The 24067-nt window shown below is 59.5% G+C and carries 26 protein-coding genes and 1 pseudogene; 19 read left to right on the forward strand and 8 right to left on the reverse strand.

The features are described 5' to 3' along the window. Positions 1-64: 64 nt before the first annotated feature. Entirely contained in the window at positions 65-427 is a 363-nt protein-coding gene (locus J2Y90_RS05150; protein ID WP_253497190.1) for a cupin domain-containing protein, read from the forward strand. Between the two features lie 179 nt (positions 428-606). On the opposite strand, the gene rpmG is transcribed toward J2Y90_RS05150, so the two are convergent. Together rpmG and rpmB are read right to left on the reverse strand one after the other, a co-directional pair. Beyond that, positions 607-762 (reverse strand): 50S ribosomal protein L33, encoded by a 156-nt coding sequence (rpmG, locus tag J2Y90_RS05155; RefSeq protein WP_016772554.1) that lies wholly within the window; start codon positions 760-762, stop codon positions 607-609. A gap of 11 nt (positions 763-773) precedes the next feature. Then, entirely contained in the window at positions 774-1007 is a 234-nt protein-coding gene (gene rpmB / locus J2Y90_RS05160) for a 50S ribosomal protein L28 (RefSeq protein WP_007920377.1), read from the reverse strand. Between the two features lie 446 nt (positions 1008-1453). Here rpmB and J2Y90_RS05165 point away from each other — a divergent pair, with 446 nt between their 5' ends. Beyond that, positions 1454-3040 (forward strand): ABC transporter substrate-binding protein, encoded by a 1587-nt coding sequence (locus tag J2Y90_RS05165; protein WP_150742912.1) that lies wholly within the window; start codon positions 1454-1456, stop codon positions 3038-3040. A 148-nt stretch (positions 3041-3188) separates the two neighbouring features. Here J2Y90_RS05165 and radC read toward each other — a convergent pair whose 3' ends face one another. Continuing rightward, a complete protein-coding gene (radC, locus tag J2Y90_RS05170) occupies positions 3189-3863 on the reverse strand; it encodes a RadC family protein (RefSeq protein ID WP_253497193.1) in 675 nt (224 codons plus the stop codon). Positions 3864-3996: 133 nt separating this feature from the next. On the opposite strand from radC, the gene coaBC reads away from it, so the two are divergent. From coaBC to J2Y90_RS05200, 6 genes and pseudogenes are all read left to right on the forward strand, one after another. Beyond that, complete coding sequence (gene coaBC / locus J2Y90_RS05175) at positions 3997-5205, forward strand: bifunctional phosphopantothenoylcysteine decarboxylase/phosphopantothenate--cysteine ligase CoaBC (protein WP_039757372.1); 1209 nt, start codon at positions 3997-3999, stop codon at positions 5203-5205. A gap of 5 nt (positions 5206-5210) precedes the next feature. Continuing rightward, the gene (dut, locus tag J2Y90_RS05180; protein ID WP_016772550.1) at positions 5211-5666 is read left to right on the forward strand and encodes a dUTP diphosphatase; all 456 of its coding nucleotides are present in this window, start codon (positions 5211-5213) and stop codon (positions 5664-5666) included. A gap of 316 nt (positions 5667-5982) precedes the next feature. Beyond that, positions 5983-7359: pseudogene (locus J2Y90_RS05185) on the forward strand (phosphomannomutase/phosphoglucomutase); the annotation flags it as partial. Positions 7360-7376: 17 nt separating this feature from the next. Further along, positions 7377-8282, forward strand: coding sequence for an acetylglutamate kinase (gene argB, locus J2Y90_RS05190; protein WP_016772548.1), 906 nt, complete (start codon positions 7377-7379; stop codon positions 8280-8282). Between the two features lie 439 nt (positions 8283-8721). Further along, the gene (locus tag J2Y90_RS05195; RefSeq protein ID WP_123441840.1) at positions 8722-9294 is read left to right on the forward strand and encodes a hypothetical protein; all 573 of its coding nucleotides are present in this window, start codon (positions 8722-8724) and stop codon (positions 9292-9294) included. Then, entirely contained in the window at positions 9281-9664 is a 384-nt protein-coding gene (locus tag J2Y90_RS05200) for a hypothetical protein (RefSeq protein WP_253497196.1), read from the forward strand. The genes J2Y90_RS05195 and J2Y90_RS05200 overlap by 14 nt, the downstream gene beginning before the upstream one ends. A gap of 92 nt (positions 9665-9756) precedes the next feature. Here the strand turns inward: J2Y90_RS05200 and pyrE are convergent, their stop codons facing one another. Then, entirely contained in the window at positions 9757-10401 is a 645-nt protein-coding gene (gene pyrE / locus J2Y90_RS05205; RefSeq protein WP_008078597.1) for an orotate phosphoribosyltransferase, read from the reverse strand. An 82-nt stretch (positions 10402-10483) separates the two neighbouring features. On the opposite strand from pyrE, the gene J2Y90_RS05210 reads away from it, so the two are divergent. Next, a complete protein-coding gene (locus J2Y90_RS05210) occupies positions 10484-11263 on the forward strand; it encodes an exodeoxyribonuclease III (RefSeq protein WP_016772543.1) in 780 nt (259 codons plus the stop codon). A gap of 68 nt (positions 11264-11331) precedes the next feature. On the opposite strand, the gene gltS is transcribed toward J2Y90_RS05210, so the two are convergent. From gltS to rph, 3 genes are all read right to left on the reverse strand, one after another. Beyond that, positions 11332-12540, reverse strand: a complete 1209-nt coding sequence (gene gltS / locus J2Y90_RS05215; RefSeq protein ID WP_253497199.1) for a sodium/glutamate symporter — start codon at positions 12538-12540, stop codon at positions 11332-11334. A gap of 371 nt (positions 12541-12911) precedes the next feature. Continuing rightward, on the reverse strand, positions 12912-13280 hold the full coding sequence (locus J2Y90_RS05220) for a DUF4870 domain-containing protein (protein ID WP_253497202.1): 369 nt from the start codon (positions 13278-13280) through the stop codon (positions 12912-12914). Between the two features lie 24 nt (positions 13281-13304). Then, positions 13305-14027 (reverse strand): ribonuclease PH, encoded by a 723-nt coding sequence (gene rph / locus J2Y90_RS05225; RefSeq protein WP_027610407.1) that lies wholly within the window; start codon positions 14025-14027, stop codon positions 13305-13307. A gap of 268 nt (positions 14028-14295) precedes the next feature. Here rph and J2Y90_RS05230 point away from each other — a divergent pair, with 268 nt between their 5' ends. The 6 genes from J2Y90_RS05230 (at position 14296) to J2Y90_RS05255 (ending at position 19599) form a co-directional block, all read left to right on the forward strand. Next, positions 14296-15159, forward strand: coding sequence for a YicC/YloC family endoribonuclease (locus tag J2Y90_RS05230; RefSeq protein ID WP_016770639.1), 864 nt, complete (start codon positions 14296-14298; stop codon positions 15157-15159). A 12-nt stretch (positions 15160-15171) separates the two neighbouring features. Continuing rightward, complete coding sequence (gene gmk, locus J2Y90_RS05235) at positions 15172-15792, forward strand: guanylate kinase (RefSeq protein ID WP_039757364.1); 621 nt, start codon at positions 15172-15174, stop codon at positions 15790-15792. A 168-nt stretch (positions 15793-15960) separates the two neighbouring features. Then, a complete protein-coding gene (gene rpoZ, locus J2Y90_RS05240; protein ID WP_008030604.1) occupies positions 15961-16224 on the forward strand; it encodes a DNA-directed RNA polymerase subunit omega in 264 nt (87 codons plus the stop codon). A 57-nt stretch (positions 16225-16281) separates the two neighbouring features. After that, on the forward strand, positions 16282-18387 hold the full coding sequence (gene spoT / locus J2Y90_RS05245; RefSeq protein WP_007920338.1) for a bifunctional GTP diphosphokinase/guanosine-3',5'-bis pyrophosphate 3'-pyrophosphohydrolase: 2106 nt from the start codon (positions 16282-16284) through the stop codon (positions 18385-18387). Between the two features lie 24 nt (positions 18388-18411). Then, complete coding sequence (locus J2Y90_RS05250) at positions 18412-18792, forward strand: RidA family protein (protein ID WP_014340863.1); 381 nt, start codon at positions 18412-18414, stop codon at positions 18790-18792. A 66-nt stretch (positions 18793-18858) separates the two neighbouring features. Further along, positions 18859-19599 (forward strand): hypothetical protein, encoded by a 741-nt coding sequence (locus tag J2Y90_RS05255; RefSeq protein ID WP_253497205.1) that lies wholly within the window; start codon positions 18859-18861, stop codon positions 19597-19599. 87 nt (positions 19600-19686) lie between these two features. Here J2Y90_RS05255 and J2Y90_RS05260 read toward each other — a convergent pair whose 3' ends face one another. After that, positions 19687-20541 (reverse strand): SDR family oxidoreductase, encoded by an 855-nt coding sequence (locus J2Y90_RS05260; protein ID WP_253497208.1) that lies wholly within the window; start codon positions 20539-20541, stop codon positions 19687-19689. 188 nt (positions 20542-20729) lie between these two features. On the opposite strand from J2Y90_RS05260, the gene exbB reads away from it, so the two are divergent. The 4 genes from exbB (at position 20730) to J2Y90_RS05280 (ending at position 24066) form a co-directional block, all read left to right on the forward strand. Further along, the gene (gene exbB, locus J2Y90_RS05265) at positions 20730-21683 is read left to right on the forward strand and encodes a tonB-system energizer ExbB (RefSeq protein WP_253497211.1); all 954 of its coding nucleotides are present in this window, start codon (positions 20730-20732) and stop codon (positions 21681-21683) included. A 6-nt stretch (positions 21684-21689) separates the two neighbouring features. After that, positions 21690-22118 (forward strand): TonB system transport protein ExbD, encoded by a 429-nt coding sequence (exbD, locus tag J2Y90_RS05270; RefSeq protein WP_016772535.1) that lies wholly within the window; start codon positions 21690-21692, stop codon positions 22116-22118. Next, complete coding sequence (locus J2Y90_RS05275) at positions 22115-22861, forward strand: TonB family protein (RefSeq protein ID WP_042608108.1); 747 nt, start codon at positions 22115-22117, stop codon at positions 22859-22861. The genes exbD and J2Y90_RS05275 overlap by 4 nt, the downstream gene beginning before the upstream one ends. Positions 22862-23136: 275 nt before the next feature. Continuing rightward, positions 23137-24066 carry a hydrogen peroxide-inducible genes activator gene (locus J2Y90_RS05280; RefSeq protein ID WP_024014805.1) on the forward strand — a complete coding sequence of 310 codons (930 nt, stop codon included), beginning with the start codon at positions 23137-23139 and terminating at the stop codon, positions 24064-24066. Position 24067: the final 1 nt, after the last annotated feature.

Here is a 24067-nt window from a genome sequence, read left to right on the forward strand (position 1 = left end):
TTTTAATAAACATAGACTTCGGCTCATTCCAGCCCACGCGTCGTCATTAGCGGAGAAAACAACAATGAACATCCACAACGTCGTCGACATCAGCCTCGCCAGCAGCGAAGCCGAGCGCTATCGCCCGGATCCGGCGAAAGTACTCAAGGGCGACCCTGAGCAGGCGGTGTTCCATCAATACGACAGCCCTTGTGGGCAAATGGGCGTGGGAGTGTGGGAAGGCGCGGTGGGTCAGTGGACGGTGAATTACACCGAGCATGAATACTGCGAAATCCTTCAGGGCGTATCGGTATTGCGTGACAGCGATGGCAATGCCAAGACCTTGCGGGTTGGCGACCGGTTTGTAATTCCGGCGGGGTTTCGTGGTACCTGGGAAGTGCTTGAGGCTTGCCGCAAGGTTTATGTGATCTTCGAACAGAAGGCTTGAGTTTTTCGCTGATTTTACCGGCCTTTTCGCGAGCAAGCTCGCTCCCACATTCCTACCGCATTCCATTGTGGGAGCGAGCTTGCTCGCGAAGGCGTCAGGACAGGCGACACAAAAATCGAGGCAACAAAAAAGGCCCGTATCGTGAGATACGGGCCTTTTTTGTAAGTCAGGAAAATCAATTACTTGATTTTGCCTTCCTTGTACATCACGTGCTTGCGAACAACCGGATCATATTTCTTGATCTCGATTTTGTCCGGGGTAGTACGCTTGTTCTTGTCGGTAGTGTAGAAGTGACCAGTACCGGCGCTCGAGATCAAACGAATCAATTCACGCATGATTAGCTCCCTTAAATCTTGCCATCGCGGCGAAGTTCGGCGAGCACGACAGTGATGCCACGCTTGTCGATGATACGCATGCCTTTGGCAGATACGCGCAGACGCACAAAACGTTTCTCTTCTTCAACCCAGAAGCGGTGATGCTGCAGGTTCGGCAGGAAACGACGACGGGTTTTGTTGTTTGCGTGGGAAATGTTATTCCCAGTCACCGGACCCTTACCGGTAACTTGACATACTCTCGACATGCCTCAGCCCTCTAAAACCACATGCCCAACCCGGCATGGGTTGGCCGCTTAATCTCTCAGTCATTTGGCGCCAGGCGCCGCGTTTCTTTAGAGGTCTTACCGGCTACACCTACAGTGAAGGAACCGGGCCCCTAGAAAAGAGCGCTGCTTTATACCAGAAAGACCGGGGTGCAACAACAATCGGTGTGCAATCAATCGGAAAAGGGGCGATTTTTTCCGCCTCAGGTGCCTTGAATAAAGGCCGCGACGAGTTTTGACCACTCGTCGCAGAATTCCCGCCCTACAGACGATTCAGACTTTCCATCTGGCTGTCAGCGCTCGAAACCGCGCAAGACTGCGCCTGAAAATGCAAAAAGGGGATAGTCATTTGCAATTCAGAGCTCTAGGGTAGGACTTTTCCAGACTGCACTTGCAGATGGGCCTTCGATCTGTAAAGGAAACCGACCATGCGCCTCGCTGCCCTACCCCTGTTGCTCGCCCCGCTCCTGCTGAGCCCCCTCGCCCAGGCCGCCGCTTTGAGCGTGTGTACCGAGGCCAGCCCTGAAGGGTTCGACGTGGTGCAGTACAACTCGTTGACCACCACCAACGCTTCAGCTGACGTACTGATGAACCGTCTGGTGGATTTCGACACCGCCAGTGGCAAGGTCATCCCGAGCCTGGCCGACAGCTGGGAGGTCAGCACTGATGGCCTGACGTATGTATTCAAGCTGCACCCGCAGGTGAAATTTCATACAACCGATTACTTCAAGCCGAGCCGCGAGCTGAGTGCCGAAGACGTCAAATTCAGCTTCGACCGCATGCTCGACCCGGCCAACCCGTGGCACAAAGTCGCCCAGAGTGGTTTCCCGCATGCGCAGTCGATGCAACTGCCGACCCTGATCAAGAAAATCGATGCCCTCGATCCGCTTACCGTGCGCTTCACTCTTGATCACCCGGATTCGACCTTTCTCGCGACCCTGAGCATGGGTTTCGCCTCGATCTACTCTGCTGAATACGCCGACAAGCTGATGAAGGCTGGTGCCACCGACAAACTCAACAGCCAGCCGATCGGCACTGGCCCGTTCGTGTTCAATCGCTTCCAGAAAGACGCGGCGATCCGTTACAAGGCCAACCCGGATTACTTCCATGGCAAGCCTGCCGTCGACCCGCTGATCTTCGCCATCACGCCGGACGCCAACGTGCGCCTGCAAAAGCTGCGGCGCAATGAATGCCAGATCGCCCTGTCGCCAAAGCCGTTGGACGTACAGGCCGCGCTGAAAGAACCAACACTGAAAGTCGAAAAGACTGACGCGTTCATGACCGCTTTCGTGGGCATCAACAGCCAGCATCCGCCGCTGGACAAGCCGGAAGTACGCCAGGCGATCAACCTCGCTTTCGACAAGGCCAACTACATCAAGGCCGTGTTCGAAGACACTGCCGAAGCGGCCAATGGTCCTTACCCGCCAAACACCTGGAGCTACGCGAAGAACCTGCCCGGCTATCCGCACGACGTAGCCAAAGCCAAGGCGCTGCTGGCCAAGGCCGGATTGAAAGATGGATTCCAGACCACGATCTGGACGCGCCCATCGGGCAGTCTGCTGAACCCGAACCCGAGCCTCGGCGCGCAGATGCTGCAATCGGACCTCGCCGAGATCGGCATTCAGGCGGAGATCCGGGTGATCGAATGGGGCGAGCTGATTCGCCGCGCCAAGGCCGGCGAACATGACCTGCTGTTCATGGGCTGGGCCGGCGATAACGGCGACCCGGACAACTTCCTCACCCCGCAGTTTTCCTGCGCCGCAGTGAAGTCCGGCACCAACTTTGCGCGGTACTGCAACGCCGATCTGGACAAGCTGATCAGCGCCGGCAAAACCACCAGCGAACAAGGCGTACGCACCAAGCTGTATGAACAGGCCCAGGCGCAGATCCAGCAGCAGGCATTGTGGCTGCCACTGGCGCACCCGACGGCCTACGCACTGACGCGCAAGGATGTTCAGGGTTACTCGGTGAGCCCGTTCGGCCGGCAGGACTACTCCAAGGTCAGCCTCAAATAACCTGACCAACGCAAGACCTGAGGATGCAATCAGCCTGTGGGAGCGAGCTTGCTCGCGAAAGCGGTCTGTCAGTAAATATTATGCTGACTGACACGACGCCTTCGCGAGCAAGCTCGCTCCCACAGTGGATTTGCACCGTTTTCGAGAGTTACATCCAGCCACACTCGGCCATCGACAGCGGTTCGCCGTCACCAACGATGAAGTGATCGAGCACCCGCACGTCTATCAGCTCCAGGGTTTTCTGCAGACGCTTGGTGAGCAGCCGATCCGCCTGGCTCGGATCGGTATTGCCCGACGGATGGTTGTGACACAGGATCACCGCCGCGGCGTTATTGGCCAGCGCGCGCTTCACTACTTCCCGGGGATGCACGCTGGTGTTGTCGATCGAGCCGCGAAACAGTGCCTCGAAGTTCAGCACCTGATGTTTTGAATCAAGAAACAGGCAGCCGAACACCTCGTGCGGTTCATGCCGCAGCATCGCCTTCAGGTAATCGCGTACGACCTGAGGATTTTCCAGTGCCGGTTTCTGCCGTGAGCGCTCGGCCAGATGGCGCTTGCTCATCTCCTGAGCGGCTTGCAACTGAGCGAACTTGGCCGGGCCGAGGCCCATTTGTTTGCTGAATGCGTCCTGATCGGCCTCGAGCAACAAACGCAGGCCGCCGAATTGCATCAGCAGATGTCTGGCGAGGTCCACGGCGCTTTTTCCGGGCAATCCGGTGCGCAGAAAAATTGCCAGTAACTCGGCGTCCGAAAGACTCCCCGCTCCATGTTCCAACAACCGTTCCCGTGGCCGTTCCGCCGCCGGCCAATCGCGAATACTCATAGCACCTCCTTGTCTGTGGGCGCCGCTGTTCCGTAGCGGTCGCTGTGATATCGTAGCCCATCTTTTTGGCGGTCGATTCAACCCTGGGGAGGGGCATCGCACCGCAGTCATCAACGAAATGAAAGGCAGACCTATGCAGCGGCTGTATCGGAAACGCATCGTTCTGGGCGTCGGCGGCGGCATTGCGGCCTACAAGAGCGCCGATCTGGTTCGCCGCCTGATCGACCAGGGTGCCGAAGTGCGCGTGGTCATGACCCATGGCGGCGCCGAGTTCATCACCCCGCTGACCATGCAGGCCCTGTCGGGCCACCCGGTTCACCTCGACTTGCTCGACCCCGCCGCCGAAGCCGCCATGGGCCATATCGAGCTGGCGAAATGGGCCGATCTGGTGCTGATCGCTCCGGCCACCGCCGACCTGATCGCCCGCCTGGCCCAGGGCATTGCCAACGATCTGCTGACCACACTGGTGCTGGCCACCGACGCCGTGGTTGCTGTCGCGCCAGCGATGAACCAGGCGATGTGGCGCGATCCGGCGACCCAGGCCAACCTGCAACTGCTGGAAAGCCGTGGCCTGAAGACTTTCGGCCCGGCCTCGGGCAGCCAGGCCTGCGGCGACGTCGGCATGGGCCGCATGATGGAAGCCACCGATCTGGCGCTGCTCGCCGCCGATTGCTTCCAGCGCCTGGCCCTGACCGGCAAGCATGTGGTGATCACCGCCGGCCCGACCCAGGAAAACATCGACCCGGTGCGCTACATCACCAACCACAGCTCCGGCAAAATGGGCTTTGCCCTCGCCGAAGCAGCCGTGGAAGCCGGCGCCCGTGTCACCCTGATCAGCGGCCCGGTGCACCTGCCGACGCCGGATCGGGTCACCCGTATCGATGTGGTCAGCGCCCGCGACATGCTCGCCGCCTGCGAATCGGCCATGCCTTGCGATGTGTTCATCTCGTCGGCAGCGGTGGCGGACTACCGCCCTGAAGTCGTCGCGCCGCATAAGCTCAAGAAAGATCCTACGAGCGGTGACGGCTTCGTCCTGCAAATGGTGCGCAACCCGGACATCCTTGCCACCATCGCGACCCGTCCCGACCGTCCGTTCAGTGTTGGCTTCGCTGCCGAAACCGAACACCTGCTCGACTACGCTGCACGCAAGCTGAAGGACAAGAATCTCGATCTGATCGTCGCCAACGACGTCGCCAACCCGAGCATCGGTTTCAACAGCGAAGAAAACGCCTGCAGCGTCATCGACCGTGAGCTGCACGCCACGGTTTTCGCCCAGACCAGCAAGAGCAAGATCGCTCGCCAACTGGTCACTTTTATCGCCGAACGTCTGAACCAGGTTTAATTTACATGCACGCTTTGCAAGCCAAGATCCTCGATCCACGCATCGGTACCGAATTCCCGCTGCCGCAATACGCCACGCCGGGCTCCGCCGGCCTCGACCTGCGCGCCATGCTGGAACAGGACATCGTGATCAAACCGGGTGAAACCGTGCTGATCCCCACCGGCCTGTCGGTGTACATCGGTGACCCGAACCTCGCTGCACTGATCCTGCCGCGCTCGGGCATGGGCCACAAACACGGCATCGTCCTGGGCAACCTGGTCGGCCTGATCGACTCCGATTACCAGGGGCCGCTGATGGTCTCCTGCTGGAACCGCGGCCAGAGCGACTTCACCATGACCGTCGGCGAACGTCTGGCGCAACTGGTGCTGGTACCGGTGGTGCAGGCGCATTTCGAAATGGTCGAGGAATTCGTCGAAACCGAACGTGGCACCGGCGGCTTCGGGCATACCGGCACCAAGTAATCGGATACGCCCCTGTAGGAGCTGCCGCAGGCCGCGATCTTTTGATCTTGAAAAACAAAGTCAAAAGATCGCAGCCTGCGGCAGCTCCTACACGGAAATTTGTGCAGATTCGCCTGAACGGTTAAGCGCGGAAAATCAAGGTTTTGCCGGTCGCGAGCCCGGTCCGCCGAGGCATCATGGCCCTTTCATAGCACGAACTCTCTGCGGAAAACGCCGTCATACCCTTCAGTTTGAGCCTGCCGTCGAAGATTTCGCCGGTCTGTCCCGCCCTTTTCGAGATGGAGCATTTCCGCAGATGAACACCCCCGCCAAGATCGCCCCGAAGCTGCCTGACAGCATTTTCCGCGCCTACGACATTCGTGGCACCGTGCCAGAATTCCTCAACGGTGAAACCGCCTATTGGATCGGTCGCGCCATCGGCTCGCAGAGCCTGGCCCAGGGCGAACCGAACGTGTCGGTCGGTCGCGACGGTCGCCTGTCCGGCCCGGAGCTGGTCGCGGAACTCATTCGCGGCATCGCCGAGAGCGGTTGCCACGTCAGCGATGTCGGCCTGGTGCCGACGCCGGCGCTGTACTACGCCGCCAACGTACTGGCCGGCAAGTCCGGGGTGATGCTCACCGGCAGCCATAACCCGTCCAATTACAACGGCTTCAAGATCGTGATCGCCGGCGACACCCTCGCCAACGAACAGATTCAAGTGCTGCACGAGCGCATCAAGAACAATGACCTGAGCAGCGGCCAGGGCAGCGTCACTCAGGTCGAAATCCTCGACCGCTACAACACCGAAATCGTCCAGGACATCAAACTGGCCCGCCGCCTGAAAGTCGTGGTCGACTGCGGCAACGGCGCGGCCGGCGTGATCGCCCCGCAACTGATCGAAGCGCTGAACTGCGAAGTCATCCCGCTGTTCTGCGAAGTCGACGGCAACTTCCCGAACCATCATCCGGATCCGGGCAAACCGGAAAACCTCGTCGACCTGATTGCCAAGGTCAAAGAGACCAACGCCGATATCGGCCTGGCCTTCGACGGCGACGGTGACCGCGTCGGTGTGGTAACCAACACCGGCAGCATCGTCTACCCGGATCGTCTGCTGATGCTGTTCGCCCGCGATGTGGTGGCGCGCAACCCGGACGCGGAAATCATCTTCGACGTTAAATGCACCCGTCGTCTGGTGCCGCTGATCAAGGAATACGGCGGCCGGCCGCTAATGTGGAAGACCGGTCACTCGTTGATCAAGAAGAAAATGAAACAATCCGGCGCGCTGTTGGCCGGCGAAATGAGCGGGCACATCTTCTTCAAGGAACGCTGGTTCGGTTTCGACGACGGCATCTACAGCGCCGCGCGTCTGCTGGAGATCCTCAGCAAGGAAAAATCCACCGCGGAAGAGCTGTTTGCGACCTTCCCGAACGATATTTCCACGCCGGAAATCAATATCCATGTGACCGAAGAGAGCAAATTCAGCATCATTGATGCACTGCACGATGCTCAGTGGGGCGAAGGCGCCGACCTGACCACCATTGACGGCGTGCGGGTCGATTACGCCAAAGGCTGGGGCCTGGTGCGCGCATCCAACACCACACCGGTGCTGGTGCTGCGCTTCGAGGCCGATGACGAGGCTGAATTGCAGCGCATCAAGGATGTGTTCCACGCCCAACTGAAACGCGTTGCACCTGATCTCCAACTACCGTTCTGATCCACCCGGAGCCCTGAATGACCCTCGAACGCGAAGCCGCCGCCAACACTGCCAAGGTCCTGTCCGAAGCGCTGCCTTACATCCGACGCTATGTCGGCAAGACCCTGGTGATCAAATACGGCGGCAACGCGATGGAAAGCGAGGAGCTGAAAACCGGCTTCGCCCGCGACATCGTGCTGATGAAAGCCGTGGGCATCAACCCGGTGGTCGTGCACGGTGGCGGCCCGCAGATCGGTGACCTGCTCAAGCGCCTGTCGATCGAAAGCCATTTCGTCGACGGCATGCGTGTCACCGACGCGGCGACCATGGACGTGGTGGAAATGGTCCTCGGCGGTCAGGTCAACAAAAGCATCGTCAACCTGATCAACCGCCATGGCGGCAGCGCCATCGGCCTGACCGGTAAAGATGCCGGGCTGATCCGGGCGAAGAAGCTCACCGTCTCCCGCCAGACCCCGGAGATGACCCAGCCGGAAATCATCGACATCGGCCACGTCGGCGAAGTCGTCGGCATCAATACCGAGCTGCTGAACCTGCTGGTCAAAGGCAACTTCATCCCGGTCATCGCGCCGATCGGCGTGGGTGAAAACGGCGAGTCCTACAACATCAACGCCGACCTGGTGGCGGGCAAGGTTGCCGAAGCGCTGAAAGCTGAAAAGCTGATGCTGCTGACCAATATTGCCGGCCTCATGGACAAATCGGGCACCGTGCTCACCGGCCTGAGCACGCAGCAGGTCGACGACTTGATCGCTGACGGCACGATCTACGGCGGCATGCTGCCGAAGATCCGTTGTGCACTGGAAGCGGTTCAGGGTGGGGTTGGCAGTTCGTTGATCATCGACGGTCGTGTGCCGAATGCGATCCTGCTGGAAATCTTCACTGACACCGGCGTGGGTACGCTGATCAGCAATCGCAAGCGGCCTTGATGGCTGATCGCTGAAAGCAAAAGATCGCAGCCTTCGGCAGCTCCTACAGGGATTTCGCACTTACGGAAATCCGCTTTTGTAGGAGCTGCCGCAGGCTGCGATCTTTTTTGTGCGCGCAGGAAACGCCTGACTTAACACTGCGAAACGTCCGACATCTCTTCAGAATAAATCTCCCTAGGATCTTCCTCTCATCCAGCGGAGATCTTCCCATGCAAAAAGACAGCGTTCCTTACGGCAGTGACATTTCAGCAGGTACTTATGCCTGCGTGGACTGTGGCCGAGAGTATTCAGCCCCGTCACGAAAATCGATGCCACCCTGCCCTGATTTCACAGAAGCCTCCCATCCTCTCAAAGGCTGGAAAGTGCTGCGTGGCCAGGGAGATGCGCCTCAGGATCCCTACCCAGCCGCCAGCGACAAATAATCCGGAGCGCCTGATCCATGCAGATCTCGTTCACGATCGACGCCGACGCTTTCGAGCAGGAACAAAAGGAACCGGTGAAGAAGACCTTGCGCATCGGCGACGCCGAAATCGCCCACGCGCTGGAGCGCATCGCCAAGGCCAGCCTGACCGAATACCTGAAAATGCTGGTCGAAGGCGGTATGCCGAGCCGCGCTGACGAAGCCAAACAGGATCGCCTGCTCTACCTGATTCAAAGTTACTTCGGGCAGACCCTGCCGACCGAATCGCAGATATCGACGATCTTTCAACTGACCCAGAGCCAAAGCAAAACCCTGCTGAAGAACACCGTTTCGCGCTTTCGCAACCAGCTTGATGACATCCTGCAGCACAGCATGCGCGCGGTGATCGAGTCCGCCGAACATGCGCAAAACGTCTTTCTGGTGGTGATCAGTTCGGACGTGATTCGTGATGAGTTAAACATGCTCATCACCCAAAACGAGCCGACCTTCAAGCCCATCACCAAACGCAAGGGCAGCGCCGGACAGTTCGAGATCAGCGAAGATTCCCACGCATTGCTCTGCGCCACGCTGGGCCTGAATGCCGTTCAGTGACATCGTCGCGGTCAGTGGCTTGCTGCTGACCCTGACTACGTTCATGTTCAATCTGGCGTGGCCGGCGCTCAATGCAGCGCTGGCTGAGGATGAGTTTCAAAAGGGTTCGCAGGGCCGAAAGCGCAGTCGAGAAAACGTGATGGCTGCTTTCTACTGGCGAGCATTGCCATTGACGTGTGCTTTTGTGGCGCTGTTTTACGTTAACTTGCCGGCAGCGGTTGGCATCATCGGCAGCAGCACGCTGGATCTGTGGGATTTCGATGTGGATCGCACGTTGTATGTAATGGTGGTTGTAGCGCTGCTGGTGTTTGCGCTGGTCAATGTCGGACTGGCGCTGAGACTGCTGATCAAATGGCAAAAACTGCGCTAGACCCGTGTAGGAGCTGCCGAAGGCTGCGATCTTTTGATGTTGTTTTTCCAGATCAAAAGATCGCAGCCTTCGGCAGCTCCTACAGGTGCGTATCACACGCCAAATTGGGCGCGATAGGCTTCCACGGCTGGCAAGTGTTGCTTGAGCTGCGGATCGTCGGCGAGGAATTCCAGCACTTGATTCAGCGACACGATGCTGATTACCGGAATACCGAAGTCGCGCTCGACTTCCTGGATCGCCGACAACTCGCCGTTGCCACGCTCCTGACGGTTCAGCGCGATCAGCACACCGGCAGCCTTGGCGCCGTCCTGGGAAGCGATGATCTGCATCACTTCGCGAATGGCGGTGCCGGCGGTGATTACATCGTCGATGATCAGCACATCTCCGGTCAGCGGCGCGCCAACCAGGCTGCCGCCTTCGCCGTGGGCCTTGGCTTCCTTGCGGTTGAAGCACCATGGCAGGTCACGGTCGTGATGCTCGGCCAGCGCAACGGCAGTGGTTGCCGCCAGCGGAATGCCTTTGTAGGCCGGGCCAAACAGAACGTCGAAGGGGATGCCACTTTCGGCGATGGCCGCAGCGTAAAAACGCCCCAGTTGCGCCAGGGCCGAACCCGAGTTGAACAGGCCGGCGTTGAAGAAGTAGGGACTGGTGCGCCCGGACTTCAGGGTGAACTCACCGAAGCGCAAAACGCCGCGATCGATGGCAAAACGAATGAAATCGCGCTGATACGCTTGCATGAAAAAAACCCCAAATACCACGGATTTAGCTAATTAGCTTGACGCCGTGTATCATACACGCACGCGATTTTTGGGGCCATTTATGCGGATCATCAGTGTGAACGTCAATGGTATTCAGGCGGCAGTCGAGCGCGGTTTGCTCAGTTGGCTGCAAGCCCAGAATGCCGACGTCATCTGCCTGCAGGACACCCGTGCCTCCGCCTTTGAACTGGATGACCCAGCCTTCCAACTGGATGGCTACTTCCTTTATGCCTGCGATGCCGAAGTCCCTGCCCAAGGTGGTGTGGCTTTGTATTCGCGGTTGCAACCGAAGGCTGTCATCAGCGGTCTCGGTTTCGAGACGGCCGACCGCTACGGGCGCTACCTGCAAGCAGATTTCGACAAAGTCAGTATTGCCACCTTGCTGTTTCCTTCGGGGATGAACGGCGATGAGGACTTGAACCAGAAGTTCAAGCTCATGGACGATTTCGGCAAGTACCTGGACAAACAGCGACGCAAACGTCGCGAGTACATTTACTGTGGCTCGCTGTACGTTGCGCAGCAGAAACTCGACATCAAGAACTGGCGCGACAGCCAGCAGTCTCCAGGCTTCCTGGCGCCGGAACGCGCCTGGATGGACGAGATTGTCGGCAACATGGGCTATGTCGATGCACTGCGTGAAGTCAGCCGTGAAGGCGACCAGTACAGCTGGTGGCCGGATAACGAACAGGCCGAGATGCTCAATCTGGGCTGGCGTTTCGATTACCAGATCCTGACCCCGGGCCTGCGTCGCTCGGTGCGCAGCGCACGCCTGCCGCGTCAGCCACGGTTCTCGCAGCACGCACCGTTGATCGTCGACTACGACTGGACGCTGACCATCTAAGCGTTTTATCGCAGCCAAAGAAAATGCCCGCATCGTCCGATGCGGGCATTTTTTATGCGCCGTGCTTTCTAGACGGCAGCGAAGAATGGCAAGGTCAGGTACAGCTTGATCACGATGACGTTGACGATATCGATGAAGAACGCCCCGACCATCGGCACCACCAGAAACGCGATCTGCGAAGGCCCATACCGCTGCGTCACTGCTTGCATGTTGGCAATGGCCGTCGGCGTAGCACCAAGACCAAAACCGCAATGCCCCGCAGCGAGCACGGCGGCATCATAGTTGCTGCCCATCACGCGGAACGTCACGAAAATCGCGAACAGCGCCATGACCAGCGCCTGCACGGCCAGAATGATGAAGATCGGCAATGCCAGCGCTGCCAGATCCCACAACTTCAGCGACATCAGCGCGATCGCCAGAAACAGCGAGAGGCTGACATTGCCGAGCACGGAAACTTCTCGCTCGAATACCTGATACAAGCCAAGCGCTGACAGACTGTTTCGCAAAACCACACCCACAAACAGCACGCAAACAAACGTCGGCAGTTCGAAAGCAGTGCCATGCAGCAAGCCATTCAAAAGATTGCCCGCGAGCAAGCTGACGGCAATCAGGGCTAGCGTCTCTACGAACGAAAAAGGCGTGATCGAACGTTCTTTGTTCGGCTGCTCAAACCCTCTTGGCAGTCGCGGCGCTTGCTGCTGATTGCACCCCGGCACTTGCACTCGCTTGATCAGCAACCGCGCAACCGGCCCACCGATCAGGCCACCCAGGACCAGACCGAACGTGGCTGAGGCCAGCGCCAGTTCCGAAGCCGAGGCCAGACCATATTTCTCACTGAACACCGCGCCCCATGCAGCGCCAGTGCCGTGGCCGCCGGCCAGCGTGATCGAGCCCGTCAGCAAGCCCATCAAAGGATCGAGTCCGAGCAGGGTTGCCAGCCCGATGCCCATGGCGTTCTGCACCACCAGCAAACCGATGACCGCCAGCAGGAAGATGCCGACAATGCGACCGCCCTTCTTCAGACTGGCAAGGTCTGCGCTCAAGCCAATCGTGGCAAAGAAAGCCAACATCAACGGTGTCTGCAATGATGTATCGAAGCGAACTTCGATATCCATAGTTCGCAATATCAATAACAGCAGCGCGACCAGCAGGCCGCCCGCTACCGGCTCGGGAATATTGTAACTTCGCAGAAAGCCAACACGCGCAACAAGTCCGCGTCCGAGCAGTAATACTAAGGAAGCGGCCACGAGCGTGCCGTAAAAATCGAGCTGAATCATGTGGATTATTCTTGGCTAAGTATTCACGAGGCGAGCTGTTACCTGGGCCCGACCGGTGAACCGGCTGATTTTCTCAACACTGATTACTGGGAAATTCAAGTGCCATCGATGGCTTGAACATATCGAAATGTTTCGAGCGAAACATTGCGTCGGGCAACTTTAGCAATCAGCTCGCGTCAATAACAAGGACAGTAACCCGCACATCCCTGATCAGTTGTGACCAAAGGTGTAATGGAGATATATCAATAAATAAATTCCAAACCGCACATCGAGAACAGACTAGTCCTACAATAAAAGCCTATTATTTAGTTGCACAAATAAAAACGCCCTGATAAGTCAGGGCGTTTTTAATATTGCGAGTCAGTGAACTGTTACTTGATCAGTCGCCAAGTGAACGGGTATCTGTATGGAAAACCTTCATTGGCTTTGACGCCAGCAATAATCGTCAGGACCAATGCCGCGATTGCCAGCAAGCCAAACAGGAAGAAACCAATAATCAACAGCATGAGCAAGAAGCAGATCATTGAGGCAATGGCGACAGTGATCTGAAAATTCAGCGCTTCTTTGCCCTGCGCATCGATGAAAGGGTCCTTCTCGCGTTTCATCTGCCAAAGAATCAGCGGCCCGATCAGATTGCCGAATGGAATCCAGATCCCCAGCAAGGCGGACAAGTGACAGAACATCGCCCATTGGCGAACCTGCTGGCTCGGTTTGGGCAGCAACTCTTGGTCGTCACTCATCACGTCCTCCTTGTGGTCAAGAACTCAGTCGGCCAGTGCAGCCTTCTGCAATTCGAAGATTTCGTTCATGCCTTTCTTCGCCAGTTCCAGCATGGCGTTCAGGTCTTCAGGCTGGAACGGCGCGCCTTCGGCGGTGCCCTGCACTTCGATGAAACCACCGGTGCTGGTCATCACGACGTTCAGGTCGGTTTCAGCAGCGGAATCTTCAAGATAGTCCAGATCCAGCACCGGCTCGCCCTGGTACATGCCCACCGAGACTGCACCGATCATCTGCTTGAGCGGGTCGCCGCCTTTCAGGCCGCCGCGCTTCTTGATCACTTTCAAGGCATCGACCAGCGCAACCATGGCGCCGGTGATGGACGCGGTGCGAGTACCGCCATCGGCCTGGATCACGTCGCAATCAACGTACAGGGTCACGTCGCCGAGCTTGGACATGTCCAGCGCCGCGCGCAGGGAACGGCCGATCAGACGCTGGATTTCCAGAGTACGCCCGCCCTGCTTGCCACGGCTGGCTTCACGCTGGTTACGCTCGCCGGTGGCGCGCGGCAGCATGCCGTACTCGGCGGTCAACCAGCCCTGGCCCTGGCCTTTGAGAAAGCGCGGCACGCCGTTCTCGACGCTGACGGTGCAGATGACTTTGGTATCACCGAATTCGACCAGTACGGATCCCTCGGCGTGTTTGGTGTAGTTGCGGGTGATGCGGATCGAGCGGAGCTGATCGGCAGCGCGACCACTTGGACGTTTCATAGGGATACCTGTACTGAGGACGGAAAACTGCCGAGCATTATAGAGCGCTGCACCGCGAGTGGGCACTGGTTAAAACTGCCGGCCGACGACCGAAGCCCCTCAAGCGTGCATAACCGACGGGCTGCAGCGCTTTGTCACACCGTGTGTTTGGGCGCATTCGCCGCACTGCGCTACAATCCTGCGCCTTTGCTGCCAGTCGGCTTAAATTCATTGAAATCGCGCCTGCGAAACAGCGTTTCGCGCCGATCTGCATTGCGAGGTCACCGCCATGGTGCACAGCATGACCGCCTTCGCCCGCGTCGAGAAAGCCGGTGTTCAGGGCACCCTGAGCTGGGAATTGCGTTCGGTCAACAGCCGCTATCTGGAACCGCACCTGCGTTTGCCCGAATCGTTTCGCGACCTCGAGGGCGCCGTGCGTGAAGCGCTGCGTCAGGGCCTGTCGCGGGGCAAACTGGAGTGCACGCTGCGCTTCACCGAGGAGAGCACCGGCAAGCCGCTGCAAGTCGACCGCGAGCGCGCTGCGCAACTGGTTGCCGCTGCGGAAACCGTTGCCGGGCTGATCAAGAATCCCGCCGCACTGAATCCCCTGGAAGTGCTGGCCTGGCCCGGCGTTCTGGTGGCCGATGCGACCGACCCGCAAGCATTGAACGCCGAAGCGCTGGCGCTGTTCAATCAGGGTTTGAAGGATCTGAAGGCTGGCCGCGAGCGCGAAGGCGCGGAGCTGGCTCGCTTGATCAATGATCGCCTGACCTCCATCGAAGAGGACGTGGTGACCCTGCGTGAACTGGTGCCGCAGATGCTCGCCACCCAGCGCCAGAAAGTCCTCGACCGCTTTGCCGACATGAAGGCCGAACTCGACCCGCAGCGTCTGGAACAGGAAATGGTCATCCTCGCGCAAAAAAGCGACGTGGCCGAAGAACTGGATCGCCTGAGCACCCACATCATCGAAGTTCGCCGGGTGCTCAAGTCCGGTGGTGCCGCCGGGCGGCGTCTGGACTTCCTGATGCAGGAGCTCAACCGCGAGGCCAACACACTGGGCTCCAAGGCCTTCGACCCGCGCAGCACCCAGGCCGCCGTCAACCTCAAGGTGTTGATCGAGCAGATGCGCGAACAAGTGCAGAACATTGAGTAAGGCTACCCCGACATGACCCAACACACCGGCACCCTGTACATCATTTCCGCGCCATCGGGCGCGGGCAAGAGCAGTCTGGTCAAGGCGTTGACCGACGCCGATCCGGAGATCCGCGTTTCGGTCTCGCACACCACTCGCGCCATGCGTCCGGGTGAAGTGGACGGCGTGAACTACCACTTCGTGACCCGCGAAGAGTTCGTGAAAATGGGCGAGCACGGTGACTTCCTTGAACGCGCCGAAGTCTTCGGCAACTTCTACGGCACTTCGCAAAGCCGCCTGCAACAGACGCTGGACGAAGGTCATGACCTGATTCTGGAAATCGATTGGCAAGGCGCCGAGCAAGTGCGCAAGCTGATGCCGCAGGCGCGCTCGATCTTCATCCTGCCGCCATCGCTGCAAGCCCTGCACCAGCGCCTGACCAACCGTGGCCAGGACAGCGACGAGATCATCGACGGCCGCATGCGCGAAGCGGTCAGCGAGATGAGCCACTACGTCGATTACGATTACCTGATCATCAACGACGATTTCGCCCACGCGCTGGACGATCTGAAAGCGATTTTCCGCGCCAATCAGCTGCAACAGAAGCGCCAGCAAGTGCGTTTCGGCAAATTGCTGGCGGAATTGCTCGGCTAAAACAGCACTTCCCAAAATGCCTGCAAGCGCTTTACATTGGTGCTTGCAGCGCGTTGAAGGGTCTGGTCAAAAAATCAGCGCTTCCCTAATCGCTGGTGATTTTTTAAACTGCTCAGTCCGCTCGCCCAACCGGGCAGCGCGCATATTGCATTCGCTCCGAGGAATACCATGGCCCGCGTAACCGTTGAAGACTGCCTAGAACACGTGGAAAACCGCTTTGAGCTGGTCATGCTCTCTACCAAGCGTGCCCGTCAACTGGCCACCGGCGGCAAAGAGCCATTGGTGCAGTGGGAAAACGACAAGCCGACCGTAGTCGCGCTGCGTGAAATTGCTGAAGGCCTGATGAGCTACGAGTTCATCGCCGAACAGGAAATCGTCCAGGATGAACCGCTGTTCGCAGCGTTCGAGGACGAGTCGAACGAGGCCGTCTAAGCCTATGCCTGGTCGACGTAGCACGGCGCGGGGTCACAGCTTTCGGCAGGAATCATCATGCCGAGCATAGACGCCCTCGCCGATCGCTTATCGACCTACCTCGGCAACGACCAGGTCAACCTGGTCCGCCGAGCGTATTTCTACGCCGAACAAGCCCATGACGGTCAACGCCGTCGCAGTGGCGAGGCGTATGTCACGCATCCTCTTGCGGTGGCGAATATTCTTGCCGACATGCACATGGACCATCAGAGCCTGATGGCCGCGATGCTGCATGACGTGATCGAAGACACTGGTATCGCCAAAGAGGCGCTGCAAGCGCAGTTCGGTGAAACCGTGGCCGAGCTGGTCGACGGGGTCAGTAAGCTGACCCAGATGAACTTCGAGACCAAAGCCGAAGCCCAGGCGGAAAACTTCCAGAAAATGGCCATGGCCATGGCCCGCGACATTCGCGTGATCCTGGTCAAGCTCGCCGACCGCCTGCACAACATGCGCACGCTGGAAGTGCTGTCCGGCGAAAAACGCCGGCGGATCGCCAAGGAAACTCTCGAAATCTACGCGCCCATCGCCAACCGGCTGGGCATGCATGCGATCCGCATCGAGTTCGAAGACCTCGGCTTCAAGGCCATGCACCCGATGCGTTCCGCGCGGATCTACCAGGCGGTCAAACGCGCCCGGGGCAACCGCAAGGAAATCGTCAACAAGATCGAAGAGTCCCTCGGCCATTGCCTCGCCATCGACGGCATCCAGGGCGAAGTCAGCGGACGCCAGAAACACCTTTACGGCATCTACAAGAAAATGCGCGGCAAACGTCGGGCCTTCAACGAGATCATGGACGTCTACGCGTTCCGGATCATCGTCGACAAGGTCGATACCTGCTACCGCGTATTGGGCGCCGTGCATAATTTGTACAAACCGTTGCCAGGGCGCTTCAAGGATTACATCGCGATCCCCAAGGCCAACGGCTATCAGTCGCTGCACACCACGCTGTTCGGCATGCATGGCGTGCCGATCGAGATCCAGATCCGCACCCGCGAAATGGAAGAAATGGCCAACAACGGCATCGCCGCCCATTGGCTGTACAAGTCCAGCGGCGACGAGCAACCGAAAGGCACGCACGCACGTGCTCGCCAGTGGGTCAAAGGCGTGCTGGAGATGCAGCAACGCGCCGGCAACTCGCTGGAATTCATCGAGAGCGTGAAGATCGACCTGTTCCCGGACGAGGTCTACGTGTTCACGCCCAAAGGCCGGATCATGGAGCTGCCAAAAGGCTCCACAGCGGTCGACTTCGCCTACGCGGTGCACACCGACGTCGGCAACAGCTGCATCGCCTGCCGGATCAATCGCCGACTCGCGCCGCTGTCCGAACCGCTGCAAAGCGGCTCCACGGTGGAGATCGTCAGCGCTCCCGGCGCCCGGCCGAACCCGGCGTGGCTCAACTTCGTGGTCACCGGCAAGGCGCGTACGCACATCCGCCATGCGCTGAAACTGCAACGCCGTTCCGAGTCCATCAGCCTCGGCGAACGCCTGCTGAACAAGGTGCTCAACGGTTTCGACAGCTCGCTGGAAAAGATCCCGGCCGAGCGCGTCAAAGCGATGCTCACCGAGTACCGCCTCGAACTGATCGAAGACCTGCTCGAAGACATCGGCCTGGGCAACCGCATGGCCTACGTGGTCGCCCGCCGCCTGCTCGGCGAAGGCGAACAGTTGCCAAGCCCGGAAGGTCCGCTGGCAATTCGCGGTACCGAAGGCCTGGTGCTCAGCTACGCCAAGTGCTGCACGCCGATCCCGGGCGACCCGATCGTCGGGCACCTGTCGGCAGGCAAAGGCATGGTCGTGCACCTGGACAACTGCCGCAACATCAGCGAAATCAGGCACAACCCGGAAAAATGCATCCAGCTCTCGTGGGCCAAGGATGTCACCGGCGAATTCAACGTCGAGCTGCGCGTCGAACTGGAACACCAGCGCGGCCTGATCGCCCTGCTGGCCAGCAGCGTCAACGCGGCCGACGGCAATATCGAGAAAATCAGCATGGACGAACGCGATGGTCGCATCAGCGTCGTGCAGTTGGTGGTCAGCGTCCACGATCGTGTGCACCTGGCCCGCGTGATCAAGAAACTGCGCGCCTTGACCGGGGTGATCCGCATCACCCGCATGCGTGCATAACCTGCCAATTACAAGGAGTCCTACATGACCAAAACCGTCATCACCAGCGACAAGGCCCCGGCCGCCATCGGCACTTACTCCCAGGCGATCAAGGCAGGCAATACCGTTTACATGTCGGGCCAGATCCCTCTGGACCCGAAAACCATGGAACTGGTTGAAGGCTTCGAGGCCCAGACCGTCCAGGTCTTCGAGAACCTCAAGGCCGTGGCCGAAGCCGCTGGCGGTTCGTTCAAGGACATCGTCAAACTGAACATTTTCCTCACTGACTTGAGCCACTTCGCCAAGGTCAACGAGATCATGGGCAAGTACTTCGACCAGCCCTACCCTGCCCGCGCCGCCATCGGCGTGGCCGCCCTGCCGAAGGGTGCGCAGGTTGAAATGGATGCCATTCTGGTCATCGAGTGATGCGCACGGCGCGGCCTTCAACGCCGCGCCGACTGCTGCAAGAAAAGGTTTTGAAAGGATTCCACCATGCGCAAAGCGCTAGCTCTCTCGCTGCTCGCCCTGTTCCTGGGCGGCTGCGCCAGCGACCCTGCCGACCGTGACATCAGCGGCACCTGGATCAACCAGGTGGCGATCGATGCCGCCGCCAAGGGCGGCCCTCTGCGCGAAGCCCTGCAGGCCTACGGCCCGAATCTGGAATGGGACGTCAACACCAAGGCCGGTCAGGCTCGCTACACCAACGGTTTTGAGAATGTCGAAGGACGGTTGCTGGGCCAAGAGTCCGGCGCCTGGAAAGTCGATTTCTACGGCAGTTCCGCCAGCGAACTGAAACGCGACGGCGGACGCCTGCAGCAAGCCGCCAGCGACAACGAACCCGAACAACTCTTTGATCGCGCACAGATCCCGGTGCCCGAAGGCGCGCCAATCGGTGCGAGCTTCGAACGCGCGCTGTATTCGGCGTACCTTGGCGGCAACTGGACCATCGCCAGCGGTCAGGGTGAGGGCGGCACCGTGCAGTTCCAGGCTGACGGTCAGGTGACCGGCCTTCCGGGCGTTGATCGTTATGCCTTGTGCCTGGCCGGCGATTGCGCGTCCATGAGCAATGGCAACGACAGCATGTGGCTGCAACTCAATGGCCAGGGCAACAACTGGATCTTTGTGCGCAAGGGCAAAGAACTGGAGATTCTGCAGGCAGTGAATGCTGCGCTGGCGGATGAGCAACCGCAGTTTGCCGCAGGTGAGCGCAAGTGGTTGCTGGAGAAGCAGTAACCCGCTGAAAAGATCGCAGCCTTCGGCAGCTCCTACTTTGGAATGCATTTTCCTGTAGGAGCTGCCGAAGGCTGCGATCTTTTGCTTTTAGCGACCTTCCAGGATCGCTGCATAGCCTTCGCGGTAGCTTGGGTACTTCGGCGCCCAGCCCAACGCTTTCGCCCGCGCATTGTTGCAACGCTTGCTGCCGGTGCGGCGCACGCTGGCGTCTTCCGCCCATTCCGTTACACCCAGATATTCGCGCAACCAGCCCACCACCTCGGCCAATGGCGCTGGCGCGTCATCCACACCGATATAGAGCTCGTCCAGCTTGACGCCCTCGCGGTCTTTTTCCAGCAAGAACGCCAGCAGCCCCGCTGCATCATCGGCATGAATCCGATTGCCATACAGCGGCGGCTCGACCGCCACGCGATAACCGCGACGCACCTGGGTCAGCAGCCATTCGCGACCCGGGCCGTAAATGCCGGTCAGGCGCAGCACGCTCGCCGGGATGCCGCTATTGAGCGCAATTTGCTCGGCTTCGAGCATCAAACGCCCTGAATAACCGGCAGCGACAGTCTCGGAGGTCTCATCCACCCAGGCTCCGTCCTGCTGGCCATACACGCTGCTGCTGGACACGAAGATCAGTCGCTCGGGCGCTTGCCCGTAGTCGCCTAGCCAGCTCAGCACATTCTGCAAACCTTGCACGTAGGCCTTGCGATAGCCTTCTTCGTCATGGTCGGTGGCCGCAGCGCAATACACCAGATAATCCACAGCGCCCACCGGCCAAGTCGCCGGGCACTCTTCGCTGAACAGGTCACCAGCGACGCCGATGACGCCCTCCGGCAGCCTGGAAACATCCCGGCGCAAGCCATGAACCTGCCAGCCAGCCGCCAGCAATTGCGTGGCGAGACGACTGCCGACATCACCACAACCGGCAATCAAAACAGAAGGCGCGGACATCAGAAAACTCCCATCGGAAAGGCACAGACTAGCTCTGGCACAGGACGAACGGCTAGCAATGAAGGAAAAAAAGTTACTCTATTACTTTTGTTAACAAGAATTACTTGCAATAATGCACGCCACTTTTGTTCTCGGCCTCACGAGGCCTGGAAGAGCAATAACGTTTTTCTACCTCAGGTCCGGCCAGCATGACACGTAATCAAACTCCCGCTTCGCCAACCACTCGACCTCGCGCCTGGAGCGCTGTCGCGGCTCTGTTGCTCAGCCTGATGCTGGCACCGACCGCCGCCTTCGCCGACGCTCAAGCGCCAGCCACCCCAGCCGCCACCGAGCAGAGCGCGCCCGCTGCCGCTCCCGCTGCACCGGCCGCCACCGATCCGGTGCAGGCTGTCAACGCGGCCGACACACCTGAAGTCCTCGAAGCCGACAACACCTTGGGCATGGCCCACGACCTGTCGCCGTGGGGCATGTACCAGAACGCCGACATCATCGTGAAAATCGTGATGATCGGTCTGGCTATCGCTTCGATCATCACCTGGACCATCTGGATCGCCAAAGGCTTCGAGCTGATGGGCGCCAAGCGTCGTCTGCGTGGCGAAATCGCCGCGCTGAAAAAAGCCACCACTCTTAAAGAAGCCAGCGCCACGGCCGGCAAGGAAGGCACCCTCGCCAACCTGCTGGTTCACGACGCTCTTGAGGAGATGCGCCTGTCGGTCAACAGCCGCGAGAAGGAAGGCATCAAGGAGCGTGTGAGCTTCCGCCTCGAGCGCCTCGTTGCTGCCTGTGGTCGCAACATGAGCAGCGGCACCGGCGTCCTCGCCACAATCGGCTCAACCGCGCCGTTCGTCGGTCTGTTCGGTACCGTGTGGGGCATCATGAACTCGTTCATCGGCATCGCCAAAACCCAGACCACCAACCTCGCCGTCGTGGCCCCAGGTATCGCTGAAGCGCTGCTGGCCACTGCACTGGGTCTGGTTGCGGCGATTCCGGCGGTAGTGATCTACAACGTCTTCGCCCGTTCCATCGCCGGCTACAAGGCGCAGGTCTCCGATGCCTCGGCAGAAGTCCTGCTGCTGGTCAGCCGCGATCTCGACCACCAGCCTGAGCGCAGCTCGCAGCCGCACATGGTTAAAGTGGGGTAATCGGCCATGGGCCTGCATTTGAAAGAAGGCGCAGACGACGATCTGGCCGAGAACCACGAAATCAACGTCACGCCGTTCATCGACGTGATGCTGGTGCTGTTGATCATCTTCATGGTGGCCGCGCCGTTGGCCACTGTGGACATCAAAGTCGACCTGCCGGCCTCGACCGCCAAACCGGCGCCGCGGCCAGAGAAACCGGTGTTCCTCAGTGTGAAAGCGGACCAGCGCCTGTTCCTCGGCGACGACGAAGTGAAAGCCGAAACCCTCGGCGCCACCCTCGACGCCAAGACCCAGGGCAAGAAAGACACCACCATCTTCTTCCAGGCCGATAAAGGCGTGGATTACGGTGACCTGATGAGCGTGATGGACAGCCTGCGCGCCGCCGGTTACCTGAAGGTCGGTCTGGTCGGTCTCGAGACGGCAGCCAAGAAATGATCACGACGCGCCATAAGCTGACGCGTTACAGCGGTAGCCTGGCCGTGGTGCTGGGCGTGCACGCGCTGGCCATCGCGCTGGCGCTGAACTGGACCGCCCGCCCGCCCATCGAACTGCCGCCGCAGGCAATGATGGTCGAGCTGGCTCCGTTGCCCGCCCCGCCACCGCCGGCTCCGCCAAAAGTCGTCACACCGCCGCAGCCACCAGCTCCGGTTGAAGAATTACCGATTCCGAAACTGGCTGAAGCACCGAAAGCGGAAATCGCCGTACCGAAACCCAAGCCGAAGCCCAAGCCGAAACCGCCGAAGCCGGTAGAGAAGAAGCTGCCCGAGCCACCGAAGGAAAAACCTTCCGAGGAAAAACCGGCCGACACTCAGCCGACCCAGGCACCGACGGAGAAATCCGCCCAGCCTGCACCGGGTCCGTCGCCGGCTCAACTCGCGGCGAAGGCCAGTTGGCAAGGCACCCTGCTCGCGCATTTGCAGAAGTACAAGAAGTACCCGCAGAGTGCACAGTCGCGTGGCAAGGAAGGTTTGAATCGTCTGCGCTTCGTGGTTGATGGCGAAGGTAATGTGTTGTCGTTCGAACTGGTGGGCCGCTCCGGCAACGCTGATCTGGACCGGGCCACCCTGGACATGATCCGCCGCGCGCAACCGCTGCCCAAACCACCGGCCGACATGCTGAACAACGGCTCGATCGAAATTGTTGCGCCGTTTGTTTATTCGCTGGAACGTCGTCGCTAAGCAACACCGCCATAACTGTGGGAGCGAGCCTGCTCGCGAAGAGGTCGTGTCAGTCAGCTCATGTTTGTCTGACCCACCGCTTTCGCGAGCAGGCTCGCTCCCACAGGGTTATGTGGTGACGGTTAGATCGAGATAAAGGCACCGAAAGGTGCCTTTTGCATATCTGCCAGCGGCAAACCGACTTCGACCAGTGTCGCACCCAGCCCGCAGTCTGATAACGTGCGTCTATCGATTGCAGCCGGTATGCTTGGCGCGCATCTTCATGGACGCTTGCTATGACCCTCACAGAATTACGCTACATCGTTACCCTCGCCCAAGAGCAGCACTTCGGCCATGCCGCCGAGCGTTGCCACGTCAGTCAGCCGACGCTGTCGGTGGGCGTGAAGAAACTTGAAGACGAACTCGGTGTGCTGATTTTCGAGCGCAGCAAAAGCGCCGTGCGCCTGACCCCGGTCGGCGAAGGCATCGTCGCCCAGGCGCAGAAGGTGCTGGAACAGGCTCAAGGCATTCGCGAACTGGCCCAGGCCGGCAAGAATCAGCTGACCGCGCCGCTGAAAGTCGGCGCGATCTACACCGTCGGCCCGTACCTGTTCCCGCATCTGATTCCACAACTGCACCGGGTTGCTCCGCAGATGCCGTTGTACATCGAAGAAAACTTCACGCACGTGCTGCGCGACAAACTGCGCAACGGCGAACTCGACGCGATCATCATTGCCCTGCCGTTCAACGAAGCCGACGTGCTGACCCTGCCGCTGTACGACGAGCCGTTCTACGTCCTGATGCCGGCCCAGCACCCGTGGACCAAGAAAGAGTCCATCGACGCCGGCCTGCTCAACGACAAGAGCCTGTTGCTGCTCGGCGAAGGTCACTGCTTCCGTGATCAGGTACTCGAAGCCTGCCCGACCCTGACCAAGGGCAATGACGGCGCCAAGCACACCACGGTCGAATCCAGCTCGCTGGAAACCATTCGCCATATGGTCGCATCCGGCCTGGGTATCTCGATCCTGCCGCTGTCGGCGGTGGACAGCCATCACTACGCCCCCGGCGTGATCGAAGTGCGTCCGCTGACCGCGCCGGTGCCGTTCCGCACCGTGGCGATTGCCTGGCGCGCGAGCTTCCCACGGCCGAAAGCCATCGAGATCCTCGCCGACTCCATTCGCCTGTGCTCGGTGGCCAAGCCTGCCGCGCCGGTTACGGCCGGTTAAG

Origin of the sequence: Pseudomonas koreensis, from assembly GCF_024169245.1 — a bacterium.
GTDB classification, from domain to species: Bacteria; Pseudomonadota; Gammaproteobacteria; order Pseudomonadales; family Pseudomonadaceae; genus Aquipseudomonas; species Aquipseudomonas koreensis_F.